We start from the raw sequence: 22,301 nt of genomic DNA, 5'->3' as shown, positions 1-22,301 counted from the left end.
ACATGTTCAAGAACTGCTGCTACCGTCATGGGTGAAGAGTTGAACATGTTCAAACCACCGCCCAGGAGCTCCGATGACCATGACCGTCCTGACCTACCTCACGTACCTGCTCGTCGCGGTCCCGCTCACCGTCTGGGTCGCCCAGACGCTCAGCAGCAACGGCCGGGTGTTCCTCGAGGACGTCTTCTCCGGCAACGACGACCTCGCCGACGCGGTGAACAAGCTGCTGGTCGTCGGCTTCTACCTGCTGAACATCGGCTTCGTGACGCTCTACCTCCGTGTTGGCACCGAGGTGGCCGACCTGCGCGGCCTGGTCGAGACGCTGAGCGTCAAGGTCGGCATCGTGATGCTGGTGCTCGGCCTGGTGCACTTCTGCAACGTCTACGTGTTCAACGCGATCCGCCGGCGCAGCCGGATGGAGGCGCTGCGCTCCGCCCCGGTCCCGCACCAGGGCTACGTGTTCCCGGCGCCCCCGACCGGCCCCACGCCGCAGCCGCAGGCATGAGCACGCCCATCACCGGCCTGACGGTGCTGTACGACGCCGGCTGCCCGCTGTGCTCGCGGTTCCGGGACTGGCTGGGCCGGCAGGCGCTGCTCGTGCGGCTGGACCTGGTGCCGGCCGGGTCGGCCGAGGCCCGGCACCGGTTCCCCGGCCTCGACCACGCCCGCACCCTCCAGGTCATCACGGTGGTCGCGGACGACGGCCGGGTGTTCACCGCCGAGCACGCCTGGGTGATGTGCCTGTGGGCCACCGCCCGGCACCGCGCCCTCTCCGAGCGGCTCTCCCGGCCGGAGTGGCTGCCGGCCGCCCGGGCGGTCGCGGCCTCGATGGCCGGCCTCCGCCACCTCGTGACACCCGCGACGGCCGGACCGGCCGGGAGCGCCGGAGGAGGTGACTACCCTGTCGACTGTGCCGGAACCTGCCAGCCGCTCCCCCAAGGGTGAGCAGACCCGACAGGCGATCGTGGCGGCCGCGCTGGACCTCTTCCGCGAGCGCGGCTACGACCGGACCACCATGCGCGGTGTCGCGGAGGCGGCCGGCGTCTCGCTCGGCAACGCCTACTACTACTTCTCCTCCAAGGAGCACCTGGTCCAGGCGTTCTACGACCGGGTGCAGGAGGAGCACCGGGCCGCCGCCGAGGACGTGCTCGCGCGCGAGACGACCTTCGCCGGCCGCCTGCAGGGCCTGCTCGACGCGTGGGTCCGGATCGCGCAGCCGTACCACGAGTTCGCCGGCAAGTTCTTCAAGAACGCCGCCGAGCCGACCAGCCCGCTCTCGCCGTTCAGCGAGGACTCGCGGCCCGCCCGCGACGCCAGCACCGCGCTGTTCCGCGAGGTGCTGGACGGCTCCGACCTCAAGCTCGCGCCGGCGCTGCGCGCCGAGATGCCCGAGCTGCTGTGGCTCATGCACATGGGCGTCGTTCTGTTCTGGGTGTACGACGGCTCCCCCGACCAGCGCCGCACCCGGGCCCTGGTCGCGCAGGCGGTGCCGCTCGTGGACAAGCTCGCCCGGATGACCCGGCTGCCGCTGGTGCGCGGCGTGGTCGACGACGTCGTCGGCCTGGTCCGCGCGGTACGCCCCTGACCCGTCAGGCGACCACGTTGCCCCGGAGCACGATCCGGGTCGGAGCCTTGAGCACCCCGAGGTCCTCGCGCGGGTCCCGGTCGTAGACGACGAAGTCCGCCTCGGACCCCTCGGCCAGGTTGCCGTCGAGGCCGAGCCAGGTCCTGGCCCGCCACGAGGCCGCGCCCAGCGCGTCGTGCGGGCTGAGCCCGTAGTCGACGAGGCCGCGCACCTCGTCGCCGACCAGCCCGTGCCCCAGGCCGCCGCCCGCGTCGGTGCCGGCGTAGATCTGCACGCCCGCCTCGTACGCGGCGCGGATCGTGTCCTTCCGCGACGCGTGCAGCCGCCGCATGTGGTCGGCGTACGCCGGGAACTTGTCCTCCCCCGCCGAGGCGAACTTCGGGAAGTTCTCGAGGTTGGTCACTGTCGGCACCAGCGCGACGCGGTTGGCCGCCATCGTGTCGATCAGGTCCGGCCCCAGCCCGGTGCCGTGCTCGATGCAGTCGATGCCGGCGTCGATGAGGTCGGGCAGCGCGTGCTCGCCGAACACGTGGGCGGTGACCCGCGCACCGCGGTCGTGGGCGGTCTTCATCGCCTCCTGGACCGCCTCGCGCGTCCAGGACGGGGTCAGGTCGCCGGCGTCGCGCTCGATCCAGTCACCCACCAGCTTGACCCAGCCGTCACCGGAGTCGGCCTCGCGCGCCACGTAGGTGGCGAGGTCCTCCGGCTCGATCTCGTGGGCGTAGTTGCGGATGTAGCGCTGCGTCCGCGCGATGTGCCGGCCGGCCCGGATCAGCCGCGGCAGGTCCTCACGCTCCTGGATCCAGCGGGTGTCGGCGGGCGAGCCGCAGTCGCGCAGCAGCAGCGCGCCGGCGTCGCGGTCGGTGAGCGCCTGGCGCTCCTGCACGTCCTCGGGTACGGCGCCGTGGGCGTCGAGCCCGACGTGGCAGTGCGCGTCGACGAGCCCGGGCACGATCCAGCCCTCGGCCACGAGCTCCGCCGACGCGACGGGCTCGTAGGTGACCCGGCCGTCGACGACGTACAGGTCCCGGCTCTCGCCGTCGGGCAGGACCGGGCCACGGAAGCGGAGGACGCTCATGAGCGCGACGCTAGCGTGTCGCCATGGACGACCACCGCACCGAGTTCAACGACCCCACGACCGTCGAGGCGCGGCGCACGTCGTTCGGCGCGGGCGCCGCGACCTACGACGCGGTCCGGCCGCGCTGGCCGGAGCCGACCGTGCACTGGCTGGTCGGCGAGCCGGACGGTCCGCTCCGGGTGCTCGACCTCGGCGCAGGCACCGGGCTCGGCACCCGCTCGATCGCCGCCCTGGGTCACGAGGTGACCGCGGTCGACCCGTCGGCGGAGATGCTGGCCGCGCTGGACCTCGCCTCCGCCGCGCTCCCCCGCGAGGTCGGCGCTCGCATCACGACGCTCCTCGGGCGCGGCGAGGAGCTCGACGTGCCGGACGCGTCGCACGACGCCGTCACCTGCTTCCAGGCCTGGCACTGGGTCGATCCCGACCTCGCCGGCCCCGAGTGCGCGCGCGTGGTGCGGCCCGGGGGCGTGCTGGCGCTGGCCTGGAACTCGTGGAGCGACCGCGAGCCCTGGCTGCGTGAGCTCGGCGAGGTCGTGGGCACCCCGGAGATGGTGTGGGACCCCGAGCGGCACGGCGCGACGGCGACCGACCAGACCGCGAGGATCGGCGGTTTCGAGGCGCCGGAGAACATCCAGTTCGGACTCGAGCAGACGCTGACCGTCGAGGAGCTCGTGCTGCTGGCGTCGTCGTGGTCGCCGGTGGCCGTGCGTGACGACCGCGACGCCGTGCTCGACCGCGTCCGCGCGCTGGGCACCGAGGTCGCTGGTGACGAGCCGACGCTCGTCTTCCCGTACGTCAGCGACTGCTGGCGCTACCGACGTCGGTAGCCCAAGGGTGACCCAGGGGTCACCCTGCGACTACCGATATCGGTAGTCCGGCAGGAGCGGGCTCACTTCAGGTACTTCGACAGGTCCTTCGGCAGCTCGATCGACGACGGGTCGAAGTCCTCGTCGGCCCCGGCCGGGAGCCCGAACGGGTTGCCGCCACCGGAGGCGCCGTTGCCCGAGGCCTTCTGCTGCGCGGCCTTCTCCTCGGCAGCGCGCTTGGCGGGGTTGCCAGAGCCGCGCTTGGCCTTGCCCTTCTTCGGCGCCTGCTTGGCCTTGGACCGCTTGCCGAGACCCATGCCGGGCATCCCTGGCATGCCCGGCATGCCACCGCCCTTGGCCATCGACATCATCATCTTGCGGGCCTCGAAGAACCGGTCGACGAGCTGGTTGACGTCGGAGACCTGACGGCCGGAGCCCTTGGCGATGCGGGCGCGGCGCGAGCCGTCGATGATCTTGGGGTTGGCCCGCTCGGCCGGCGTCATCGACTGGATGATCGCCTGGATCCGGTCGATCTCGCGCTCGTCGAAGTTGTCGATCTGGTCGCGGAACTGCGCCATCCCGGGCAGCATCCCCATGATCTTCGACAGCGAGCCGAGCTTGCGGATCTGCTGCATCTGCTCGAGGAAGTCGTCGAGCGTGAACTCGCCGCCCTGGCCGGTGAGCTTGGCCGCGGCCTTGGCCGCCTGGTCGGCGTCGAACGCCTTCTCGGCCTGCTCGATCAGGGTCATGACGTCGCCCATGTCGAGGATGCGCGAGGCCATCCGGTCGGGGTGGAAGACGTCGAAGTCGGTGAGCTTCTCGCCGGCCGACGCGAACATCACCGGCTTGCCGGTGACGGACCGGATCGACAGCGCGGCACCACCGCGCGCGTCGCCGTCGAGCTTGGTGAGGACGACGCCGTCGTACCCGACACCGTCGAGGAACGCCCGGGCGGTGTTGACGGCGTCCTGGCCGATCATCGCGTCGACGACGAACAGGGTCTCGTCGGGCTCGACCGCGTCGCGGATGTCGGAGGCCTGCTGCATCATCTCGGCGTCGACGCCGAGGCGGCCGGCGGTGTCGACGATGACGACGTCGTGGAGGGTACGGCGGGCCTCCGCGACACCGGCCTTCGCCACCGCGACCGGGTCGCCGACGCCGTTGCCGGGCTCGGGCGCGAACACCGTCACGCCGGCCCGCTCACCGTTGACCTGGAGCTGGTTGACGGCGTTGGGGCGCTGCAGGTCCGCGGCGACGAGCATCGGGCTGCTGCCCTGCTCCTTCAGCCACAGCGCGAGCTTGGCCGCCAGCGTGGTCTTGCCGGCACCCTGGAGGCCGGCCAGCATGATGACCGTCGGCGGGTTCTTCGCGAACCGCAGCCGCCGGGTCTCGCCGCCGAGGATCTCGACGAGCTCCTCGTTGACGATCTTGACGATCTGCTGCGCGGGGTTCAGCGCGCCGCTGACCTCCTCGCCGCGGGCCCGCTCCTTGACGGCGCCGACGAACTCCTTGACCACCGGCAGCGCGACGTCGGCCTCGAGCAGCGCGATCCGGATCTCCCGGGCGGTCGCGTCGATGTCAGCCTCCGAGAGCCGTCCCTTGCCGCGGAGGTTCTTGAAGGTGTCGGCAAGCCGGTCGGAGAGTGTGGCGAACAAGTCTGGTCAGTCCTTCGGCGCGCGGTGGCGGGCGGCGGCGTGCGGCCGGCCCGGTCAGTCAGACGTCAAGGGTAACCGTCGGCGCGAGCGCCTCCCGGACCGCGTGCACCGCCTCGGCGGACCGCTCGTCGGTCAGTGCGGCCGCGCCCGGCTCGACCACGTAGAACACGTCGACGGCCTGCGGCCCGAGCGTCGCGACGTGCGCGGACCGCACCGAGACGTCGCAGTCGGCCAACGCCCGGCACACCGACCAGACGACGCCGGGACGGTCGTCGACACGCACCTCGATCACGGTCGCGTCGCTGGAGGCGCCGTGCCGCACGAGGACCGTCGGCTCCAGCGCGTCGGGGTCGGCCCGCCGGATCCGCTCGCGCGGGTCGAGCCGTCCGCCGAGCACCGCGTCGAACCGCTGCCGCACCACCGCCGGGTCGAGGCCGTCCTCCGCCACCTCCCACACCGACACCGCGAAGTCTCCCTGGGTCCACGCCCGCGCCGCCCGCACCGTCAGCCGCTGTACGGCGAGCGCACCCGCGGCGTCCGCGATCAGCCCGAGGCGGTCCCCCGACACGACCGTGACGGTGGAGCCGTGCTCGCTCGGCTCGACCACGACGTGCACCGAGGACGGGTCGTCGCGCAGCCGGGACGGGACGTCCACCGGCTCGGTGGGGTCGAGGTCGTCGAGGCTCGGCGAGGCGCCGCGCAGCCGGGCCCGCACCCGGCGGGCGAGGTCGCGCACGAGCGTCGCGCGCCAGTCCGTCCACGCCTTCGGCGAGGTGGCACGGGCGTCGGCCTCGGTCAGCACCTCCAGCAGGTCCAGCGTCTCGACGTCGACGACCCGCTCGGCGACGAGCTCGACGGTGGCCGGGTCTTCCAGGTCGCGGGTGGTGGCGGTCTCGGCGAGCAGCAGGTGCCGGCGTACCAGCCGCCGGACCAGCGCCTGCTCGCGCTCGTCGAACCCGATCCGCTCCGCCACCGCCCCGGCGACCGGCTCGCCCGCGACGCTGTGGTCCTGGAGGCCGCCCTTGCCGATGTCGTGCAGCAGCGCCGCCACCATCAGCACGTCGGGGCGGCCGACGCGGCGGATCAGCCGGGACGCCTCGATGCAGGTCTCCACGACGTGCCGGTCGACGGTGAAGCGGTGCACGACGGAGGCGTGCGGCAGCAGCCGCATCCGGTCCCACTCGGGCAGCACGTGCTCCAGCGACCCGGTCTGGTCGAGGGTCTCCCACACCTCCAACAGCCCCGGGCCCGCGGCGAGCAGCCGGACCAGGAGGTTGCGCGCGTCCTCCTCCCACGGCGCGGCGATCGCGGTGGTGCCGCGGGCGAGCCGGGACGCGGTGGCGGGGGCGAGCACCAGGGACCGCTCGGCAGCCTCGGCGGCGGCACGCAGCAGCAGGGTCGGGTCGTCGTCGACGTCGGTGCCCTTCGTCAGCACCACCTCGCCCTTGCTGACCGCGACGCCCGGGCCGACGCGCACGAGCTCGGGAGCCCGCCGCCGGGCCGCGCTCGGGCGCTCGAGCACGGCGTCGACGCGGTGCCAGGTGACGCGGGACAGGTGCGCGAGGCGGCGCCCGATGCCGCGGACGTGCCGCTGCACCGCGTCCTCGTCGTCGTGCCCGAGGCGGGACGCGAGCTCGGCCCAGACCTCGGGGGCGACCCGGTCGGTCGCGCGGCCCACGACGGCGTGCAGCTCGTCGCGGACGTCGAGGAGCTGCTGGCGGCTGCGCTCGAGCTCGGTGTGCGGCACGTCGACGAGCCACGTGGCGACGAGCGCCTTGAGCAGCGTGGCGTCGCGGAGCCCGCCGAAGGACTCCTTGAGGTCGGGCACCGCGGCGTGCGCGAGCTCGCCGGCGCGCTCGGTGCGCGCGGTCAGCATGCGGTGCAGGTCGGGCAGCTGGCGCCGTGCGTCACGGCGCCAGTGCGCGAGCACCTCGGTGCGCAGCCGCAGCGTGACGTTCGGGTCGCCGGCCAGGTGCCGCGCGTCGAGCAGGCCGAGCGCGACCCGGGGGTCGTCCCGCGCCGCCCGGGTCACCTCTGGCAGCGCGCGGACGGAGTGGTCGACGTCGGCGCCGGCGTCCCACAGCGGGTACCAGACCGTGCTCGCCACCGTGGCCACGTCGACGGTCTCGAGCGGGTCGAGGTGCACCAGGACGACGTCGAGGTCGCTGCGCGGCGCCAGCTCCCCGCGGCCGTAGCCACCGACCGCCACCAGGGCGACCCCGCTGACCGCGCTGTCGACGGCCCCGTCCAGCGCCTTCTCCAGCGCCGTGCGGCACAGCTCGTCGGCGGTGCGGGTGCGCTCGGCGCGTTCCGCGGCGGTCATGGCCGGCCTCCTTCGTCCTCGAGCTGTCCCAGACGTGCGACGGGGCGCCGGCCCGTGGCTGCAGCCACGGACCGGCGCCCCGGTGCCATCAGCGGGCGCTCAGAGCGCCGCTTCGTCGCGGTCGCCGGTGCGGACCCGGACGACCGAGTCCACCGGCTGCACCCAGACCTTCCCGTCGCCGATCCGGCCGGTCTGCGCGGTCTTGACGATGATGTCGACGATGTCGGCGACGTCGGCGTCCTCGACCACGATCTCGAGCCGGATCTTGGGCACCAGCGCGATGTCGTACTCCGCGCCGCGGTAGACCTCCGTGTGGCCCTTCTGCCGGCCGTAGCCGCTGACCTCGGAGACCGTCATGCCGGCGACACCGAAGGTCTCCAGCGCCTCGCGGACGTCCTCCCACTTGTGCGGCTTGATCACCGCGGTGACGAGCTTCATGCGTTCGCTCCTTCCTGGACCGCCGTCTTCTCGGTGAGGACCGAGGGCCGGCGGCTGCCCGAGGCACTGCTGAGGTCGTACGCCGACTCGCCGTGGTCGGCGAAGTCGATGCCCTCGACCTCGTCCTCCTCCGGCAGGCGCAGGCCGATGATCGCCTTGACGGCGAGCCCGACGACGAGCGTCGCGACGGCCGACCAGGCGACCGCGAACAGCGCGACCAGCACCTGGACCACGAGCTGGCGGACACCGCCACCGTAGAAGAGGCCGGTGCTGGTGGCCAGGAAGCCGATGCCGACCGTGCCGACGAGGCCGCCGACCAGGTGGACGCCGACGACGTCGAGCGAGTCGTCGTACCCGAGCTTGTACTTGAGGCCGACCGCCAGCGCGCAGAGCGCACCGGCCACGGCACCGAGGATGATCGAGCCGACCGGCGACAGCGCACCGCACGCCGGGGTGATTGCGACGAGGCCGGCGACGACACCGGACGCGGCGCCGAGCGAGGTGGCCTTGCCGTCGCGGACCTTCTCGATGAGCAGCCAGCCGAGCATCGCGGCGCAGGTGGCGACGGTGGTGTTCAGCCAGACCAGGCTGGACTCGGCGAGCCAGTACTGTCCGGCCTCCTCGCCGGTGAGGTCACCGGGCACCCAGGAGCCGACGTTGAAGCCGAACCAGCCGAACCAGAGCAGGCCGGCGCCGATCATCGTCAGCGGCAGGCTGTGCGGGCGCATCGGCTCCTTGCCGAACCCGAGGCGCTTGCCGACGAGGATCGCCAGGACCAGGCCCGCGACACCGGCGTTGATGTGCACGACCGTGCCGCCGGCGTAGTCGATCGGCGCGACCGCGGCACCGCCGTCACCCGGGAACAGCAGGTCGGCGAGGCCGCCCTGGACACCGCTCAGGAAGCCGCCGCCCCAGACCATGTGGGCCAGCGGGAAGTACGACAGCGTCACCCACAGCGGCAGGAACAGCAGCCAGGCGGAGAACTTCAGGCGGTCGGCCACCGCGCCGCTGATCAGGGCGGCGGTGATCGCGGCGAACGTCAGCTGGAAGCCGACGCCGAGCAGCGAGGCGCCCTCGACCCCGTTGAGCCCGAACGTCTCGAACGGGTTGTTGAAGAGCATCGCGACGTCGGACTCGCCGTACGACATCGACCAGCCCCACAGCACGTAGACGATGCCGACGACGCCCAGCGCGGCGAACGACATCATCATCATGTTCAGCACGGACTTGGAGCGGCTCATCCCGCCGTAGAAGAGCGCCAGCCCGGGCGTGATCATCAACAGGACAAGAGACGCTGACGCCAGCATCCAGGCTTGCAAGCCGTAGTCCATGGAACCTCCATCGGAAGAGATCAGGGCGACGACGACCGGTCGACGGCGCTGTCCCCCCGGCCGACGCCTGATGCCCAGAACTCTCGGGCGTGGATGTTTCACCGCCCGTCGGTCCACGTTGCGCGGAGGTGACGCTTCCCGGCGCTGTGTTACAGCCAGGTGAACGAATTTTCCGGCGCGAGCCTCCCCTTGTCGGTTCCGGAACTAGCAGTATCGTTAGTGTCATGGCAGACCTGGACGTCCCTCGACGCCGCGGCCGCGGCCGTCCACGCGACCCCGAGACCGACTCGAAGATCACCCGCGCGGCGGCCGAGCTGCTCCTCCTGCGCGGGTTCGACAAGACCACCGTCGACGAGGTCGCTGCCCGGGCCGGAGTCGGCAAGGCGACGGTCTACCGGCGGTGGCCGTCCAAGGAGGACCTCGCCGTCGCCGCGATGGAGACGTTGTACTCCGCGGAGTTCCCCGAGCCGGACACCGGCACGATCGAGGGCGACCTGGCCGCCAACTACCGGTCCTTCATCGCGTTCGCCAACACCGACACCGGCCTGGCCTACCTGCGCATGTCGATCACCGAGTCGCTGCGCGACGAGCGGATCGCGGCGCTCTACCGCTCCTCCACCGAGCGCCGGGAGAACGACGCCCGCGCGTCGCTGCGGCGGGCGATCGAGCGGGGCGAGGTGCGCCGCGACGCCGACGTCGACACCGCGGTGCAGTACCTCGGCGGCATCGTCACCGCGCGGGTCATCCTCGGCCGGCCGCTACCGCAGCTCGAGGACGTCGACACGCTCGTGCAGTTCACGCTGCGCGGCATCCGCCGGTAGCCGACCCGACGCTTGCCGCCGTACGGCGGTGCGGGCTCAGGCGCTCTCGGCGCCGAGGAGCGCGTCGACGAACGCCTCGGGGTCGAACGGCGCGAGGTCGTCACCGCCCTCGCCGATGCCGACGAGCTTGACCGGGACGCCGAGCTCCCGCTGCACGGCGACCACGATGCCGCCCTTGGCCGAGCCGTCGAGCTTGGTCAGCACGATGCCGGTGACGTCGACGACCTCACCGAAGACCCGGGCTTGCGTCATGCCGTTCTGACCGGTGGTCGCGTCGAGCACGAGCAGCACCTCGGAGACGGGCGTCTGCTTCTCGACGACACGCTTGACCTTGCCGAGCTCGTCCATCAGGCCGGCCTTGTTCTGCAGCCGGCCGGCGGTGTCGACCAGGACGACGTCGGCCTCCTGCTCGATGCCGGCCTTGACCGCCTCGAACGCCACGCTCGCCGGGTCGCTCCCCTCGGGGCCGCGGACGGTCGGCACGCCGACCCGCTCGCCCCAGGTGGCCAGCTGCTCGGTGGCGGCGGCGCGGAACGTGTCGGCCGCGCCGAGCACGACGTCCTTGTCCTCGGCGACCAGGACCCGGGCGAGCTTGCCGACGGTGGTGGTCTTGCCGGTGCCGTTGACGCCGACCACGAGCACGACGCCGGGCTTGCCGTCGGCCCGGTCGACGTGCAGCGCGCGGTCGAGGGTCGGGTCGACGAGGGTGACGAGCTCCTCGCGCAGGATGTCGCGGACGGAGGCGCCGGTGCTGCCCTCGACCTTGACCCGGGTGCGCAGCCGGTCGACGAGCTCCTGCGTGGGCGCGACGCCCACGTCCGCGGTGAGCAGGATGTCCTCGATCTCCTCCCAGGTGTCCTCGTCGATGACGTCGCGGGACAGCAGGGCGAGCAGGCCGCGGCCGAGCGGGCTCTGCGAGCGGGCGAGCCGCTGGCGGAGCCGGACCAGGCGGGAGGCGGTCGACTCGGGCTTCTCGACCGGGGCGGGCGCCTCGATCGTGGGGAGGTCGGCGTCCTCGACGGTGCGGGTCGGGGTGTCCCGCGGGACCGCGGCGTCGTCACCGACACCCGGCTCGGCCTCCGTCTCGGTGTCGGCGGGGGCCACCACCTCGGGCGGTCCCTCGCGGTCGAGGGTCGGGGTGCTCCGTCCGCGACCACGCGTCGCGACCAGGCCGGCGATGCCGCCCACCAGGACGACGGCGACGGCGATGATCAACCAGAGGTACTCCACGCCCACCATCCAACCAGAGGCGGGGCGACGGTCCGAGGGCCCGGGTCAGCGCCCGGTCAGCCCCGGGTCAGCGCTGAGACGTCTCCCCGACGTGCTGGGCGTGCCGGCCCGGAGCGGCCGGCTGGGCCGGTACGACGGGCTGAGCCGGCTCGGGCTGCGCGGCGGCCTGCTCGCGCTGGTTGTCGAGCGTCGGCAGGGCCTCGACCCCCTTGCGCATCGCGTCACCGACCCAGGGGGCGTTGGGAACCTCCTCGCCGCGGTGCGGGTAGGCGACGTAGAGCACCACCAGCCCGGCCAGCGCAAGGATGACCAGCATGGCGACGAGGACGGAGATCACAGTCTTTACCTTCCCGGGGAACCGAGGACGGAAACCATCGTGCCAGGTGCTGGACAACGGTCCCAATCGCCGGGATCAGTCCGCTCCGGCCCGGACTCAGTCCGCGGGCGCCGTCGGGACCAACGCCTCGGCGACCGCCCGGATCGCGTCGGGCAGCGGGCGGACCGGCCGGTTCCCGGGCCCGGTGGTGTTGTCGACGTACACGTGCACGAACCGGCCCTCGGCCGCGGCCTCGTCGCCGTCGCCCTGGAACAGGCCGATCCGGTAGACGACCGACGACGTCCCGACCCGCTCGACGGCGAGGCCGGCCTCGACGGGGGCCGGGAACCCGATCTCGCGGAAGTAGCGGCACGAGGTCTCCGCGACCACGCCCACGGCGGGCAGGGTGCGGACGTTCACCCCGGTCGCCTCGATGAGGTGCGCGTTGACGGCGGTGTCGAACATCTCGTAGTAGACGGCGTTGTTCATGTGGCCGTAGACGTCGTCGTCGGCCCAGCGCGTCGTCATCGTGCGCCACACGACGTAGTCGCCGCGGGTCGGCCGCGGCGGTCGCTCCCCCATCAGGCGGGCTCCACCTCGCGCAGCCGCTGGCTGATCACGGCCGAGATGCCGTCGCCGCGCATCGTGACGCCGTAGATCGCGTCGCCGACCTCCATCGTGCGCTTCTGGTGGGTGATGACGAGCAGCTGGGAGTTCTCGCGCAGCTCTTCGTAGATCTCCAGCAGGCGGCCGAGGTTGGTGTCGTCGAGCGCCGCCTCGACCTCGTCGAGGATGTAGAACGGCGACGGGCGGGCCTTGAACAGCGCGACCAGGAACGCCACGGCCACGAGCGACCGCTCACCACCGGAGAGCAGCGAGAGGCGCTTGACCTTCTTGCCCGGCGGCCGGGCCTCGACCTCGATGCCGGTGGTCAGCATGTCGGACGGGTCGGTCAGCACCAGCTTGCCCTCACCGCCCGGGAACAGCCGGGCGAAGACCGAGTCGAACGCCGTGCGGACGTCCTCCCAGGCCTCGGTGAAGACCTGCTCCACCCGCTCGTCGACCTCGCGGACGATGTCGAGCAGGTCGCGCCGGGTCTTCTTGAGGTCCTCGAGCTGCTCGGTGAGGAACTTGTGCCGCTCCTCCAGCGCCGAGAACTCCTCGAGCGCCAGGGGGTTGACCTTGCCGAGCATCGACAGGGCGCGCTCGGCGGCGCGAAGCCGCTTCTGCTGCTCCTCGCGCACGAACGGCACGGGCTCGGCCGGGACGGTCTCCTGGGTGGTCCCGTCGGTCTCGGGCGGACCAGCCTGGACCGGCGGCACCAGCTGGTCGGGGCCGAACTCGGCGACCAGGGCCTCGACGTCGAGACCGAGCTCCTCGAGCGCGCGCTCCTCGAGCTGCTCGATGCGCATCCGCTGCTGGGTGCGGGCCATCTCGTCGCGGTGGACGGTGTTGACCAGCTCGTCGAGCTCGCGGCCGAGGTCGCGGAGCCGGGCGCGGACCGCCATCAGCTCCTCCTCGCGGCCGCGGCGGGACTGCTCGACGGCCGTGCGCTGGTCGGCGGCCGCGGCGATCGAGACCTCCAGCCGCTGCAGCACGACGGTGACGGCGCGGGCGACGGCCTGGGCGACCTGGCCCTCGCGGATCATCCGCTCGCGCCGGGCGGCCGCCTTGGCGCGGGCGTCGCGCTCGGCCTGGGCGGCGCGGACCAGCGAGTCGGCGCGGCCGGCCAGGGCGCGGGCGCGCTCCTCGGCGGTGCGCAGCGCGAGCCGGGCGTCCATCTCGTGGGCGCGGGCGGCCTTGGCGGCCTCGGCGAGCCGGTCGCGCTCGTCGGTCTCGGGCTCCTCGTCGGGCGCGGCCTCCGCCGCGGCGAGCCGCTCCTCGAGGTCGGCGAGGCCGGTGACCGCCTTGTCGCGGGCCTCCTCGGCCTGGGCGATCGCGGCGGCGATCCGCTCGGCCTCGCCCTTGGCGGACCGGGCGAGCGCCCCGAGCTGGCCGAGCTCCTCGGCCACGGCCGCGAGGTGGGCGTCGGACTCGTGCAGCTTGGCGAGCGCGACGTCGACCCGCTGCCGGGCCTGGCTGCGCTCCTCCTCCAGACGGGACAGGTCGAAGGTCAGCCGCTCGCACCGGTGCGTCGCCGCGGTGAGCTGCTCGGCGGCCTCGTCGACCGCGGCCTGCACCTCGATGAGGCTGGGCCGGCTCGAGGATCCACCCGACACGAAGTGCGCCCCGAGCACGTCGCCCTCGCGGGTGACGGCGGTGAGGTCGGGCATCTCGCGGACGAGCGCTCGGGCGTCGTCGAGGGTGTCGACGAGCGCGGTCTTGAACAGCACGCGGCGCAGCGCGGACCGCAGGGCGTCGGGACACTCGATGACGTCGAGGGCGTACGTCGCGCTCGACGGGAGGCCCGGCCAGGTGCTGTCGTCGGGGGCGGCACCGCCGAGGAGGATGCCGGCGCGGCCGAGGTCCTCGCTCTTGAGGTGGCCGAGGGCGACGAGTGCGGCGTCGACGTGCTCGACGGCGACCGCGTCGGCGGCGGAGCCGAGCGCGGCGGCGACGGCGGTCTCGTAGCCGGAGCGGACCGACAGCAGCGCGGCGACCGACCCGAGCAGCCCGCTCACGGAGTCGGAGGCGGCGAGCAGTGCGCCGGCGCCGTCCTTGCGGTCGAGGCCGAGCTCGAGGGCCTCCTTGCGGGCGGCCAGGGCGGTGCGCTCGCGCTCCGCGGTCTGGGCCTCCTCTCGGGTCTTGGCGAGCCGGTCCTCGAGGTCGCCCAGCAGCGAGGCGGCGGCCTCGTGCTCGGCGTCGAGGCCCTCCTCCCCCGCGTCGAGCCCGGCGACCCGGGTCTCCAGGGCGGTGAACTCGCGCTGGGCGCGCTCGCCGCGGGCGAGCACCTCCCCGCGCGACGTGGTCAGGCGGCCGAGCTCGTCCTCGGCGGCGGCGGACCGGCTGCGCAGCGCGTTGACCTGGCCGTGCAGCCGGGCGAGTCCCTCGCGGCGGTCGGCGGCGGCCCGGACCAGGCCGGCGACGCGGCGCTCCTCCTCCTGGTGGGCGGTCTCGGCCTCGCCGCGGCCGGCGACGGCCTGCTCGAGGCCGGCGCGGTTGCGCTCGACCTCGGCGGCGATCTCGCGCTCCTGGCCGCGGACCCGCTCCGCCTCGGCCTCGAGCTGCTCGGGGTCGCGGCCGGAGGACGACTGCTGCTCGTCGGCGGTCTCGGCGGCGTTGCGCACCCGCTCGGCGGCCAGGCCGGCGGTGCCCTTGAGCCGCTCGCGCAGCCCGGACAGCGCGAACCAGGTCTCCTGCGCCTTGGCCAGCGCCGGCAGGTCCTCGCGCAGCGCGGCCTCCAGCGACGACTCGGACTGGCGGGCCTTCTCGATCGCGGCCTCCACCTCGGCGCGCCGCTCGATCAGGACGGTCTCGTCGGCGAGCTCCTGCTCGAGCGCGGTGCGCGCGGTCACCAGGTCGTCGGCGAGCAGTCGCGCGCGGGCGTCGCGCACGTCGGCCTGGACGACGGCGGCCCGGCGGGCCACCTCGGCCTGGCGGCCGAGCGGCTTGAGCTGGCGCCGGATCTCGCTGAGCAGGTCGTTGAGCCGGGTGAGGTTGCCGTCGGTGGAGTCGAGCTTGCGGAGCGCCTTCTCCTTGCGCTTGCGGTGCTTGAGGACGCCGGCGGCCTCCTCGATGAAGCCGCGGCGGTCCTCGGGCGTCGCGTGCAGGATCGAGTCGAGCTGGCCCTGCCCGACGATCACGTGCATCTCGCGGCCGATGCCGGAGTCGGAGAGCAACTCCTGGACGTCGAGCAGGCGGCAAGACTGGCCGTTGATGGCGTACTCGGACCCGCCGTTGCGGAACATCGTCCGGCTGATCGTGACCTCGGAGTACTCGATCGGCAGGGCGCCGTCGGCGTTGTCGATGGTCAGCGCGACCTCGGCGCGGCCGAGTGGCGGGCGGCCCGCCGTACCGGCGAAGATGACGTCCTCCATCTTGCCGCCGCGCAGGGACTTGGCGCCCTGCTCGCCCATCACCCAGGCGAGGGCGTCCACGACGTTGGACTTGCCGGAGCCGTTGGGGCCGACGATGCAGGTGATCCCCGGCTCGAGCTGGAGGGTCGTCGCCGACGCGAACGACTTGAACCCGCGGAGCGTCAGGCTCTTCAGGTACAAGGTGGAGCTCCTCACGGGTCGCCGGTGGGTCAGCTGATGGACGACATCGTGCGTGTGCTGCCGTGGGGAAGATCAGCGGGCGACAGCCTACAAGGCGGCGACCCCGGTTTCGGGCAGGACGCCCTCCTTCAGGACCCGGGGCGGCGCGAGCCCCGCCGCAGGTAGGCCGCGGCGACCAGGGCGACCGCGACCAGGGCGACGGGGAGTCCCTGGGCCGGTCCGAGCGCGACCGGGCCGGCCAGCGGCGTGCTGGACGTCCCCGGCAGGTCGACCCGGTAGACGTCGAGGCCGCGGACCAGGTCGACGGCGTACACCAGGTTGGTGCTCCTGCCGGTCCGGACGCCGTTCTTGCCGTAGACCGGCACCCAGTAGGAGTCCCAGACCTCGGAGACGCCCCAGGTCGCGTGCCCGTAGGGCTTCAGGTCGCGCGGGTCGCGGACGTCGACGAGCTGCATCCCGCCGCCGTAGAAGCCGACGGAGACGATGCCCGAGGGGTGGTAGTCGAACCAGTGCGCCGAGCAGAACGCGTACGCCGGCACCGGGAAGCTGCCGAGGTCGGCGAGCTCGACCTTGTCGAGCGGCACGATCGCGTCGGGGGTGCCGTCGAGGCGCTTGACCCACCAGGTCTGGAACGACCCGGCCTGCGCGCAGTCGACCTGCTCGTAGTCCTCCTCGGTCACCAGCAGCACGTTGCCGTTGGCGAACGACGGCGCGGCGTCGGGCTTGAAGGCCTGGGCGTTGGGCCGGAAGGAGTTGTGGTGGATGAAGTCGTTCCAGCCCGGGTACGCCGGGTCCTCCCCGCGCCCGGCGGCGCCGGTCGTGGTGACGAGGCGGGGGCGCGTCGGCGTGGTCACGTCGAAGACGGCCGAGCCGTCCCAGCCGGTGTGCGTGCCGAAGCCGGCGCCGTCGAAGTTCCACTTGTGCCCGGCGGTCGGCGACGCGAACGCCTGGGTGCCCGGGGTCGCGGGGTCGGAGTCGACCTCGACCGGCGCGGTCAGGTCGGTGAGGTCGAAGATCGAGAAGGTTCCCGAGCCGCTGTCACCCGCGGAGTAGGCGTAGCGGCAGTCGGTCTCGTCGATGCACGCGACCGTGTGCGTCGAGGTCGTCCCCGGGGCCCGGCCGGCGATCCTGGGTGCGGTCGGGTCGGTCACGTCGACGACGACGAGCTCGTTGCCGCCGACGTTGACGTGCTGCGGGTCGGACGGCGAGGCCTGGACGGTGTCGACGCCGATGAGCGTGAACCGGCGGATGCCGTCCTTCTTCCTCCGCTCCCCGCAGTTCATCGCCTCGTTCTCGAACAGTGCGTTGGGCAGCACCCCGACCTGGGTCGGGTTCGCCGGGTCGGCGACGTCGAAGACCCGGACGGACTCCATCCCGGAGGTGACGAAGAGCGGCGCGGTGCGCAGGAAGCATCCGGAGATGCCGGTCGTCCCCGGCCGGTTGGCGACCAGGTCGACGTTGTCGCTGGTGACCAGCGGGATGCTCGCGTCGGGCGAGACGGTGCCGAGGATCTCCTGGATCCGGTCGTGGTCACCGTGCGCGTGAGCCGGGGCGGCGGTGAGTGCGACGAGCGCCACCGGGGCGACCAGGGACATGACGAGACCGGCCGCCGCGGCGACCGGTCGGGTGAGCTGGTGGTGGTGGCGTGTCATCCGGGAGCCTCTCGCCTCGTCGACCCGAGTGGGTCGTGGAGTTCAACGAGAGTGCCCCGCAGAGGTCACGTCATAACGAGACGTCGGATCTCCGGCGCCGGGAACGCCTGCGTCAGGCGTGCTCGAGGGTCAGCAGGGGCTCGTCGTGCACCGCGGCCGCGAGCGCGTCGTTCTCGGCCTGGAGGCGCAGGACGTGCGCTTCGAGGTCGGCGACGTGCTGGCGGAGGCGGCGGTTCTCTGCGGCGAGCTGGGTGGCGATCCGGGGATCGGTGCTGCTCATGTAGCCGAGGAGGGCCTTGGCCATGGACGGTTCCTCCGGTGGATGGGAGAGGGGGCAGGCACACCCGGCGTCCGGCTGGATCCCAGCCGGGTGCAGGAGGGGGTGCTCGTCTGCAAGCGTCCCACGCGGGCCGGGGACGGTCAATCCCGGGCTACCAGGGGGCTACGGTCGTCGGGTGAGCCGCGCTGACAGCCGATCGGGGAGCCACCCGGGGAGCCGCCCGCTGCAGATCGCCGCGTGCCGCTCCGAGTGCGCCTGGGCTGCCACCGGGGAGCGGCTCGCCGACGAGGACCTGTTCGCCTGTGGGGCTGCGGGAGCGAGTGGGTGACGTCGGAGGCGTGGACGCCGATCGACTGGACCGGGGTCGTGCCGGAGCCGGTTCAGCGGGCGCGGGAGCGGCGCGGACGAGGCTGACAGACCGGGCAGAAGTATGACGAACGGTTCATGAAGGACACGCGCACGATCGGCGTCCCGCAGCGCGCGCAGGGCTGCCCCTCCTGGCCGTACGCGTGCAAGGACCGGTCGAAGTAGCCGCTCTCGCCGTTGACGTTCACGTAGAGCGCGTCGAACGACGTGCCGCCCTGCTCGAGCGCGGCGCCCATCACCGCGCGCACGCCGGTCAGCACCTCGGTGACGTCGACCCGGCGCAGCCGCCGTCCCGGCCGCTCGCCGTGGAGCCGCGCCCGCCAGAGCGCCTCGTCGGCGTAGATGTTGCCGACGCCCGAGATCACCGTCTGGTCGAGCAGGATCCGCTTGATCCCGGAGACCTTGGCGCGCACGCGGGCGGAGAAGAGGTCGTCGTCGAACTCGGGGTCCATCGGGTCGCGGGCGATGTGCGCGATCTCCGACGGGAGGTCGGCGCCGCCCGGGGAGACCGCGAGGCCACCGAACATGCGCTGGTCGACGAAGCGCAGCTCGTACGGCGCGTCGAGGCGGAGCCGCACGCGCAGGTGCCGCTCGTCGGGGGCGTCGGCGGGCTGAACCAGCATCTGCCCGCTCATGCCGAGGTGCCCGAGCAGGGCGTCGCCGCTGTCGAGCGGCAGCCACAGGTACTTGCCGCGGCGCCGGGCGCCCTCGACGCGGTGCCCGGCGAGCCGGGCCGCGAAGTCGTCGGGACCGGCGAGGTGCCGCCGGACCGGACGGAGGTGGAGCACGTCGACGCCGGTGATCGTCCGGCCGACGACGTGGGCGTCGAGGCCGCGGCGGACCACCTCGACCTCGGGCAGCTCGGGCACGGCGGGATCGACCGGGTCCCGGCTCAGCCGGTGGCCGTGGCCGGCGGCGTCACCGGGGCGGTGCCGAGCTCGCCGTGCTCGTCGGCGAGAGCGCGGTAGGCGGTCTCGGCGGCCTGCTGCTCGGCCTCCTTCTTGGAGCGGCCGGTGCCGTGGCCGTAGAGCCGGTCGCCGACCTGGACCTGCGCGGTGAAGGTCTTCTCGTGGTCGGGGCCCTCGTCCTCGATGACGTACTCGGGCACGCCGAGCGAGTGTCCGGCGGAGAGCTCCTGCAGCGACGTCTTCCAGTCGAGGCCGGCGCCGAGGCGGGCGGCGCTCTCCATCAGCGGGTCGAACAGGAGGTGGACGACCTGGCTGGCGTTCTCGAATCCGCCGGAGAGGTAGACCGCGCCGATGACGGCCTCGACGGTGTCGGACAGGATCGAGGCCTTGTCGCGACCGCCCGTCGTCTCCTCGCCGCGGCCGAGCTTGATGTGCACGCCGAGCCCGATCGTGCGGGCGACCTCCGCGAGCGCGCGTGCGTTGACCACGGCGGCGCGGAGCTTGGCGAGCCGGCCCTCGGACAGGTCCGGGTGGGCACGGAACAGCGTGTCGGTGACGACCACGCCGAGCACCGAGTCACCCAGGAACTCGAGCCGCTCGTTGGTCGGCAGGCCACCGTTCTCGTAGGCGAACGAGCGGTGCGTGAGGGATCGCTCGAGGAGCTCGGGGTCCAGGACCGGACCGCCGAGCGCCTCGCGCAAGTCGTCGTACGACGGCTCGCTCACGTGGCCGAGCGCCTCAGAGGACCTGACGGCGGTCGGCGCGCGCGCCGTACTGGCCGCACTCGGGGCAGGCCCGGTGCGGGAGGTGCTTGGCACCGCAGGCGGGGTTGGCGCAGCTCACCAGGGAGGGCGCGGACGCCTTCCACTGCGAACGACGGTGACGCGTGTTGCTGCGCGACATCTTCCGCTTCGGAACCGCCACTTCACTCACTCCTCTTGTCGGCCGGGTCTCCGGCTGATTCGTCGTCTTGCGTCAGGCCGGCGAGCGCCGCCCATCGCGGGTCGATCGGCTCGTCGTGCCGGTGTCCCGGGTCGTCCGCGAGCCTCGCCCCGCACTCGGGGCACAGGCCCGGACAGTCGTCCTGGCACAGGGGCTGGAAGGGCAGTGACAGCACGACCGTGTCCCGCAGCACGGGCTCCAGGTCGAGCAGGTCACCTTCCATCCGGCTGACACCGGACTCCTCGTCGTCGGCGCCTGAGTCCTCGTCCTCGTAGACGAAGAGCTCCTGGAGATCGACCTCGACGTCGTCGTGGATCGGCTCCAGGCACCGCACGCACTCGCCCTCCAGCCTGGCCGCGGCCGTGCCGGTGACGAGGACGCCCTCCATGACCGCCTCGAGCCGGAGGTCCAGCTCGATGGGCGACCCTTCGGGGACGCGAAGCACTTCGATGCCCAGATCTGCCGGCGCCGGCGCCTCGAAGGTCTTCGTGCGTTGCGACCCCGGGCGGCGGCCGAGCTCGCGAGTGTCGAGCACGAGCGGCGCTCTCGGGTCGAGACGCACAGCAGGTCCTTCGTGGTGACGGTTGGGGCGGATCACGGATCCCACACTCCCGCCAAGGCGAGGGCGCAGAACCGCAGGTAAGCGTACCGAAGGGTGCCGCTCGCCACCAAAACGGCGACCGGCGCCCCGGACGGACCGGCTCAGCCCTCGAGGTGCTCCGGGAGGCGGATCTTGGAGACTTCGTCGTCGGTGAGGTCGTGCATGTCGGTGCGCCCGGCGAGCCGCTCACGACCGCGGCGTACGGCGTCCATGGTCTTCTCGAGGCTGATCTCGAAGTTGGCCAGCTTGCCGTCGACGTACTCGTCGGTCTCGGCGCGCAGCTCGGCGCACTCGACCTTCGTCGCCTCGAGCAGGGCGTCGGCCTGGTGCTTGGCGACCCGGTAGACCTCGGTGTCGGAGATGATCGCCTCGCGCTCGTTGCGGGCCGCGGCGATGATCTGGTCGGCCTCCTGGCGGCCGCCGTCGACCACGGACTCGCGGTCGGCCATCACCGCGTCGGCGTCGCTGAACGCGACGGTCAGGCCACCGCCGAGCTCGTCGATGAGCGCGAGCAGCTCCGCGCGGTTGACGACCGCCGAGGCCGACATCGGCATCGACCGCGCCTCCTCGACGAGGCGCCGGATCTCGGCGAGCTTCGCGTGCACGTCCACCTTGTTCTCACTGTCCTTACTGATCGTCGCCGAGCAGCGTCGGCGGCTCCCTCCCCAGGGAGAGTGTCGGATGGCGCCCTGGGGCGCGCCTTACGACGATACGGCGTCGCAGGTCAGAGTCCTACTTACCCGCCAGCCGCTCGTTCAGACGCGCGAGGACGTGGGCAGGGACGAGCTTGGAGACGTCGCCGCCGAACATGGCGACCTCCTTGACCAGGCTCGAGGCGAGGAAGGAGTACTCCGGGCTGGTCGGGACGAAGACCGTCTCGATGCCGGCGAGGCTGGAGTTCATCTGCGCCATCTGCAGCTCGTAGTCGAAGTCGCTGACCGCCCGGAGGCCCTTCACGATGGCGCGGACGTCGTGCTGCTTGCAGAAGTCGGTGAGCAGGCCGTCGAAGGAGTCGATGCGCACGTTGTCGAAGTCGGCGCAGGCCTCGGTCAGCATGGCCATCCGCTCCTCGGGGCTGAACAGCCGGTGCTTGGACTTGTTCACCCCGACCGCCACGACGACCTCGTCGAACAGCGTCGCCGCGCGGGCGATGATGTCGAGGTGACCGTTGGTGACGGGGTCGAACGACCCCGGGCACGCGGCTCGGCGCACGGATGGCTCCTTCAGGTCACGGGAGGCGTGGGCGTGGCTGCGGCGTGACCGTACCAAAGCACGGTCTCGCCGTACTTCTTCTCCCGGTCGCCGTCCAGCCCCTCCGGCCAGGTCGGCGGGCTGCCCCGGCGGCCGCGCTCGACGACGACCACGGCGCCCTCGGCGAGCCAGTCGTGGTCGCGCAGCGCGACCAGGTCGGCGTCGACGTCCTCGGCCGACAGGGGGTACGGCGGGTCGGCGAAGACGACGTCGTACGGCGCGCGTGGCGGGTGGACCAGCGTGCGCGCGACCGAGGCGGCCACGACCTCGACGCCGTCGAACCCGAGCGTGCGGACGTTGTCGCGGATCAGCGCCGCCGTGCGGCGGTCGTGCTCGACGCAGGTGACGACCCCGGCGCCGCGCGAACGCGCCTCGAGGCCGATCGCGCCCGAGCCGGCGTACAGGTCGAGGAAGCGCAGCCCGGTCAGGGAGCCGAGCGTCGCCTCGAGGGAGGAGAACAGGGCCTCGCGCACGCGGTCGGAGGTCGGTCGCGTCGCATCGCCCGTGGGCGCCTTGATCCGGCGGCCGCCGGCGGTACCGCCGATGATCCTCGTCACGGCC

General features: G+C 72.8%; 22 protein-coding genes and 1 pseudogene. 5 read left to right on the top strand and 18 right to left on the bottom strand.

The window, feature by feature from the left end; genetic code table 11:
* The first annotated feature begins 73 nt into the window (after positions 1-73).
* The 3 genes from ETU37_RS10000 to ETU37_RS09990 are packed head-to-tail and all read left to right on the top strand — an operon-like array spanning position 74 to position 1,585.
* On the top strand, positions 74-505 hold the full coding sequence (locus ETU37_RS10000) for a hypothetical protein (RefSeq protein WP_129987117.1): 432 nt from the start codon (positions 74-76) through the stop codon (positions 503-505).
* Positions 502-945: a thiol-disulfide oxidoreductase DCC family protein gene (locus ETU37_RS09995; protein ID WP_129987115.1), complete on the top strand. Its 444-nt coding sequence runs from the start codon at positions 502-504 to the stop codon at positions 943-945. The genes ETU37_RS10000 and ETU37_RS09995 overlap by 4 nt, the downstream gene beginning before the upstream one ends.
* A complete protein-coding gene (locus ETU37_RS09990) occupies positions 911-1,585 on the top strand; it encodes a TetR/AcrR family transcriptional regulator (protein ID WP_240755656.1) in 675 nt (224 codons plus the stop codon). Before ETU37_RS09995 ends, ETU37_RS09990 begins: the two co-directional genes overlap by 35 nt.
* Positions 1,586-1,589: 4 nt before the next feature.
* On the opposite strand, the gene ETU37_RS09985 is transcribed toward ETU37_RS09990, so the two are convergent.
* On the bottom strand, positions 1,590-2,663 hold the full coding sequence (locus tag ETU37_RS09985; protein ID WP_129987111.1) for an amidohydrolase family protein: 1,074 nt from the start codon (positions 2,661-2,663) through the stop codon (positions 1,590-1,592).
* A gap of 23 nt (positions 2,664-2,686) precedes the next feature.
* On the opposite strand from ETU37_RS09985, the gene ETU37_RS09980 reads away from it, so the two are divergent.
* Positions 2,687-3,490: a class I SAM-dependent methyltransferase gene (locus tag ETU37_RS09980; RefSeq protein ID WP_129987110.1), complete on the top strand. Its 804-nt coding sequence runs from the start codon at positions 2,687-2,689 to the stop codon at positions 3,488-3,490.
* Between the two features lie 62 nt (positions 3,491-3,552).
* On the opposite strand, the gene ffh is transcribed toward ETU37_RS09980, so the two are convergent.
* The 4 genes and pseudogenes from ffh to ETU37_RS09960 all read right to left on the bottom strand — a co-directional run bounded on the left by ffh (position 3,553) and on the right by ETU37_RS09960 (position 9,192).
* Positions 3,553-5,124, bottom strand: a complete 1,572-nt coding sequence (gene ffh / locus ETU37_RS09975) for a signal recognition particle protein (protein ID WP_129987108.1) — start codon at positions 5,122-5,124, stop codon at positions 3,553-3,555.
* A gap of 58 nt (positions 5,125-5,182) precedes the next feature.
* A pseudogene (locus ETU37_RS09970) lies at positions 5,183-7,459 on the bottom strand ([protein-PII] uridylyltransferase); the annotation flags it as partial.
* Between the two features lie 87 nt (positions 7,460-7,546).
* Positions 7,547-7,885 (bottom strand): P-II family nitrogen regulator, encoded by a 339-nt coding sequence (locus ETU37_RS09965; protein WP_129987104.1) that lies wholly within the window; start codon positions 7,883-7,885, stop codon positions 7,547-7,549.
* On the bottom strand, positions 7,882-9,192 hold the full coding sequence (locus ETU37_RS09960) for an ammonium transporter (RefSeq protein ID WP_129987333.1): 1,311 nt from the start codon (positions 9,190-9,192) through the stop codon (positions 7,882-7,884). Before ETU37_RS09960 ends, ETU37_RS09965 begins: the two co-directional genes overlap by 4 nt.
* Before the next feature lie 248 nt (positions 9,193-9,440).
* Between ETU37_RS09960 and ETU37_RS09955 the strand changes: the two genes are divergently transcribed.
* Positions 9,441-10,037, top strand: coding sequence for a TetR/AcrR family transcriptional regulator (locus tag ETU37_RS09955; RefSeq protein WP_129987103.1), 597 nt, complete (start codon positions 9,441-9,443; stop codon positions 10,035-10,037).
* Between the two features lie 36 nt (positions 10,038-10,073).
* Here the strand turns inward: ETU37_RS09955 and ftsY are convergent, their stop codons facing one another.
* From ftsY to rsmD, 13 genes are all read right to left on the bottom strand, one after another.
* A complete protein-coding gene (gene ftsY / locus ETU37_RS09950; RefSeq protein WP_420819106.1) occupies positions 10,074-11,216 on the bottom strand; it encodes a signal recognition particle-docking protein FtsY in 1,143 nt (380 codons plus the stop codon).
* A 118-nt stretch (positions 11,217-11,334) separates the two neighbouring features.
* The gene (locus tag ETU37_RS09945; protein ID WP_129987100.1) at positions 11,335-11,604 is read right to left on the bottom strand and encodes a hypothetical protein; all 270 of its coding nucleotides are present in this window, start codon (positions 11,602-11,604) and stop codon (positions 11,335-11,337) included.
* Between the two features lie 96 nt (positions 11,605-11,700).
* The gene (locus tag ETU37_RS09940) at positions 11,701-12,165 is read right to left on the bottom strand and encodes an acyl-CoA thioesterase (RefSeq protein WP_129987099.1); all 465 of its coding nucleotides are present in this window, start codon (positions 12,163-12,165) and stop codon (positions 11,701-11,703) included.
* Complete coding sequence (gene smc / locus ETU37_RS09935; protein WP_129987098.1) at positions 12,165-15,740, bottom strand: chromosome segregation protein SMC; 3,576 nt, start codon at positions 15,738-15,740, stop codon at positions 12,165-12,167. The genes ETU37_RS09940 and smc overlap by 1 nt, the downstream gene beginning before the upstream one ends.
* Before the next feature lie 128 nt (positions 15,741-15,868).
* Positions 15,869-17,392 (bottom strand): LVIVD repeat-containing protein, encoded by a 1,524-nt coding sequence (locus ETU37_RS09930; protein ID WP_129987097.1) that lies wholly within the window; start codon positions 17,390-17,392, stop codon positions 15,869-15,871.
* A 112-nt stretch (positions 17,393-17,504) separates the two neighbouring features.
* A complete protein-coding gene (locus ETU37_RS09925) occupies positions 17,505-17,696 on the bottom strand; it encodes a hypothetical protein (RefSeq protein ID WP_129987096.1) in 192 nt (63 codons plus the stop codon).
* Between the two features lie 356 nt (positions 17,697-18,052).
* Positions 18,053-18,907: a bifunctional DNA-formamidopyrimidine glycosylase/DNA-(apurinic or apyrimidinic site) lyase gene (mutM, locus tag ETU37_RS09915; protein WP_129987095.1), complete on the bottom strand. Its 855-nt coding sequence runs from the start codon at positions 18,905-18,907 to the stop codon at positions 18,053-18,055.
* Positions 18,908-18,930: 23 nt separating this feature from the next.
* Positions 18,931-19,671, bottom strand: a complete 741-nt coding sequence (rnc, locus tag ETU37_RS09910) for a ribonuclease III (protein WP_165372475.1) — start codon at positions 19,669-19,671, stop codon at positions 18,931-18,933.
* Positions 19,672-19,684: 13 nt separating this feature from the next.
* Positions 19,685-19,870: a 50S ribosomal protein L32 gene (gene rpmF, locus ETU37_RS09905; protein WP_129987093.1), complete on the bottom strand. Its 186-nt coding sequence runs from the start codon at positions 19,868-19,870 to the stop codon at positions 19,685-19,687.
* Between the two features lies 1 nt (position 19,871).
* Positions 19,872-20,423, bottom strand: coding sequence for a YceD family protein (locus ETU37_RS09900; RefSeq protein WP_129987092.1), 552 nt, complete (start codon positions 20,421-20,423; stop codon positions 19,872-19,874).
* A 167-nt stretch (positions 20,424-20,590) separates the two neighbouring features.
* Complete coding sequence (locus tag ETU37_RS09895; RefSeq protein WP_206053840.1) at positions 20,591-21,094, bottom strand: ATPase; 504 nt, start codon at positions 21,092-21,094, stop codon at positions 20,591-20,593.
* A gap of 127 nt (positions 21,095-21,221) precedes the next feature.
* The gene (gene coaD / locus ETU37_RS09890) at positions 21,222-21,701 is read right to left on the bottom strand and encodes a pantetheine-phosphate adenylyltransferase (RefSeq protein ID WP_129987090.1); all 480 of its coding nucleotides are present in this window, start codon (positions 21,699-21,701) and stop codon (positions 21,222-21,224) included.
* 11 nt (positions 21,702-21,712) lie between these two features.
* On the bottom strand, positions 21,713-22,297 hold the full coding sequence (rsmD, locus tag ETU37_RS09885) for a 16S rRNA (guanine(966)-N(2))-methyltransferase RsmD (RefSeq protein ID WP_129987089.1): 585 nt from the start codon (positions 22,295-22,297) through the stop codon (positions 21,713-21,715).
* Positions 22,298-22,301 lie beyond the last annotated feature (4 nt).

The sequence above is a fragment of the Nocardioides iriomotensis genome, assembly GCF_004168035.1.
In the GTDB taxonomy this organism is placed as follows: Bacteria; Actinomycetota; Actinomycetes; order Propionibacteriales; family Nocardioidaceae; genus Nocardioides_B; species Nocardioides_B iriomotensis.
This window is presented reverse-complemented; position numbering and strand designations above follow the sequence as displayed.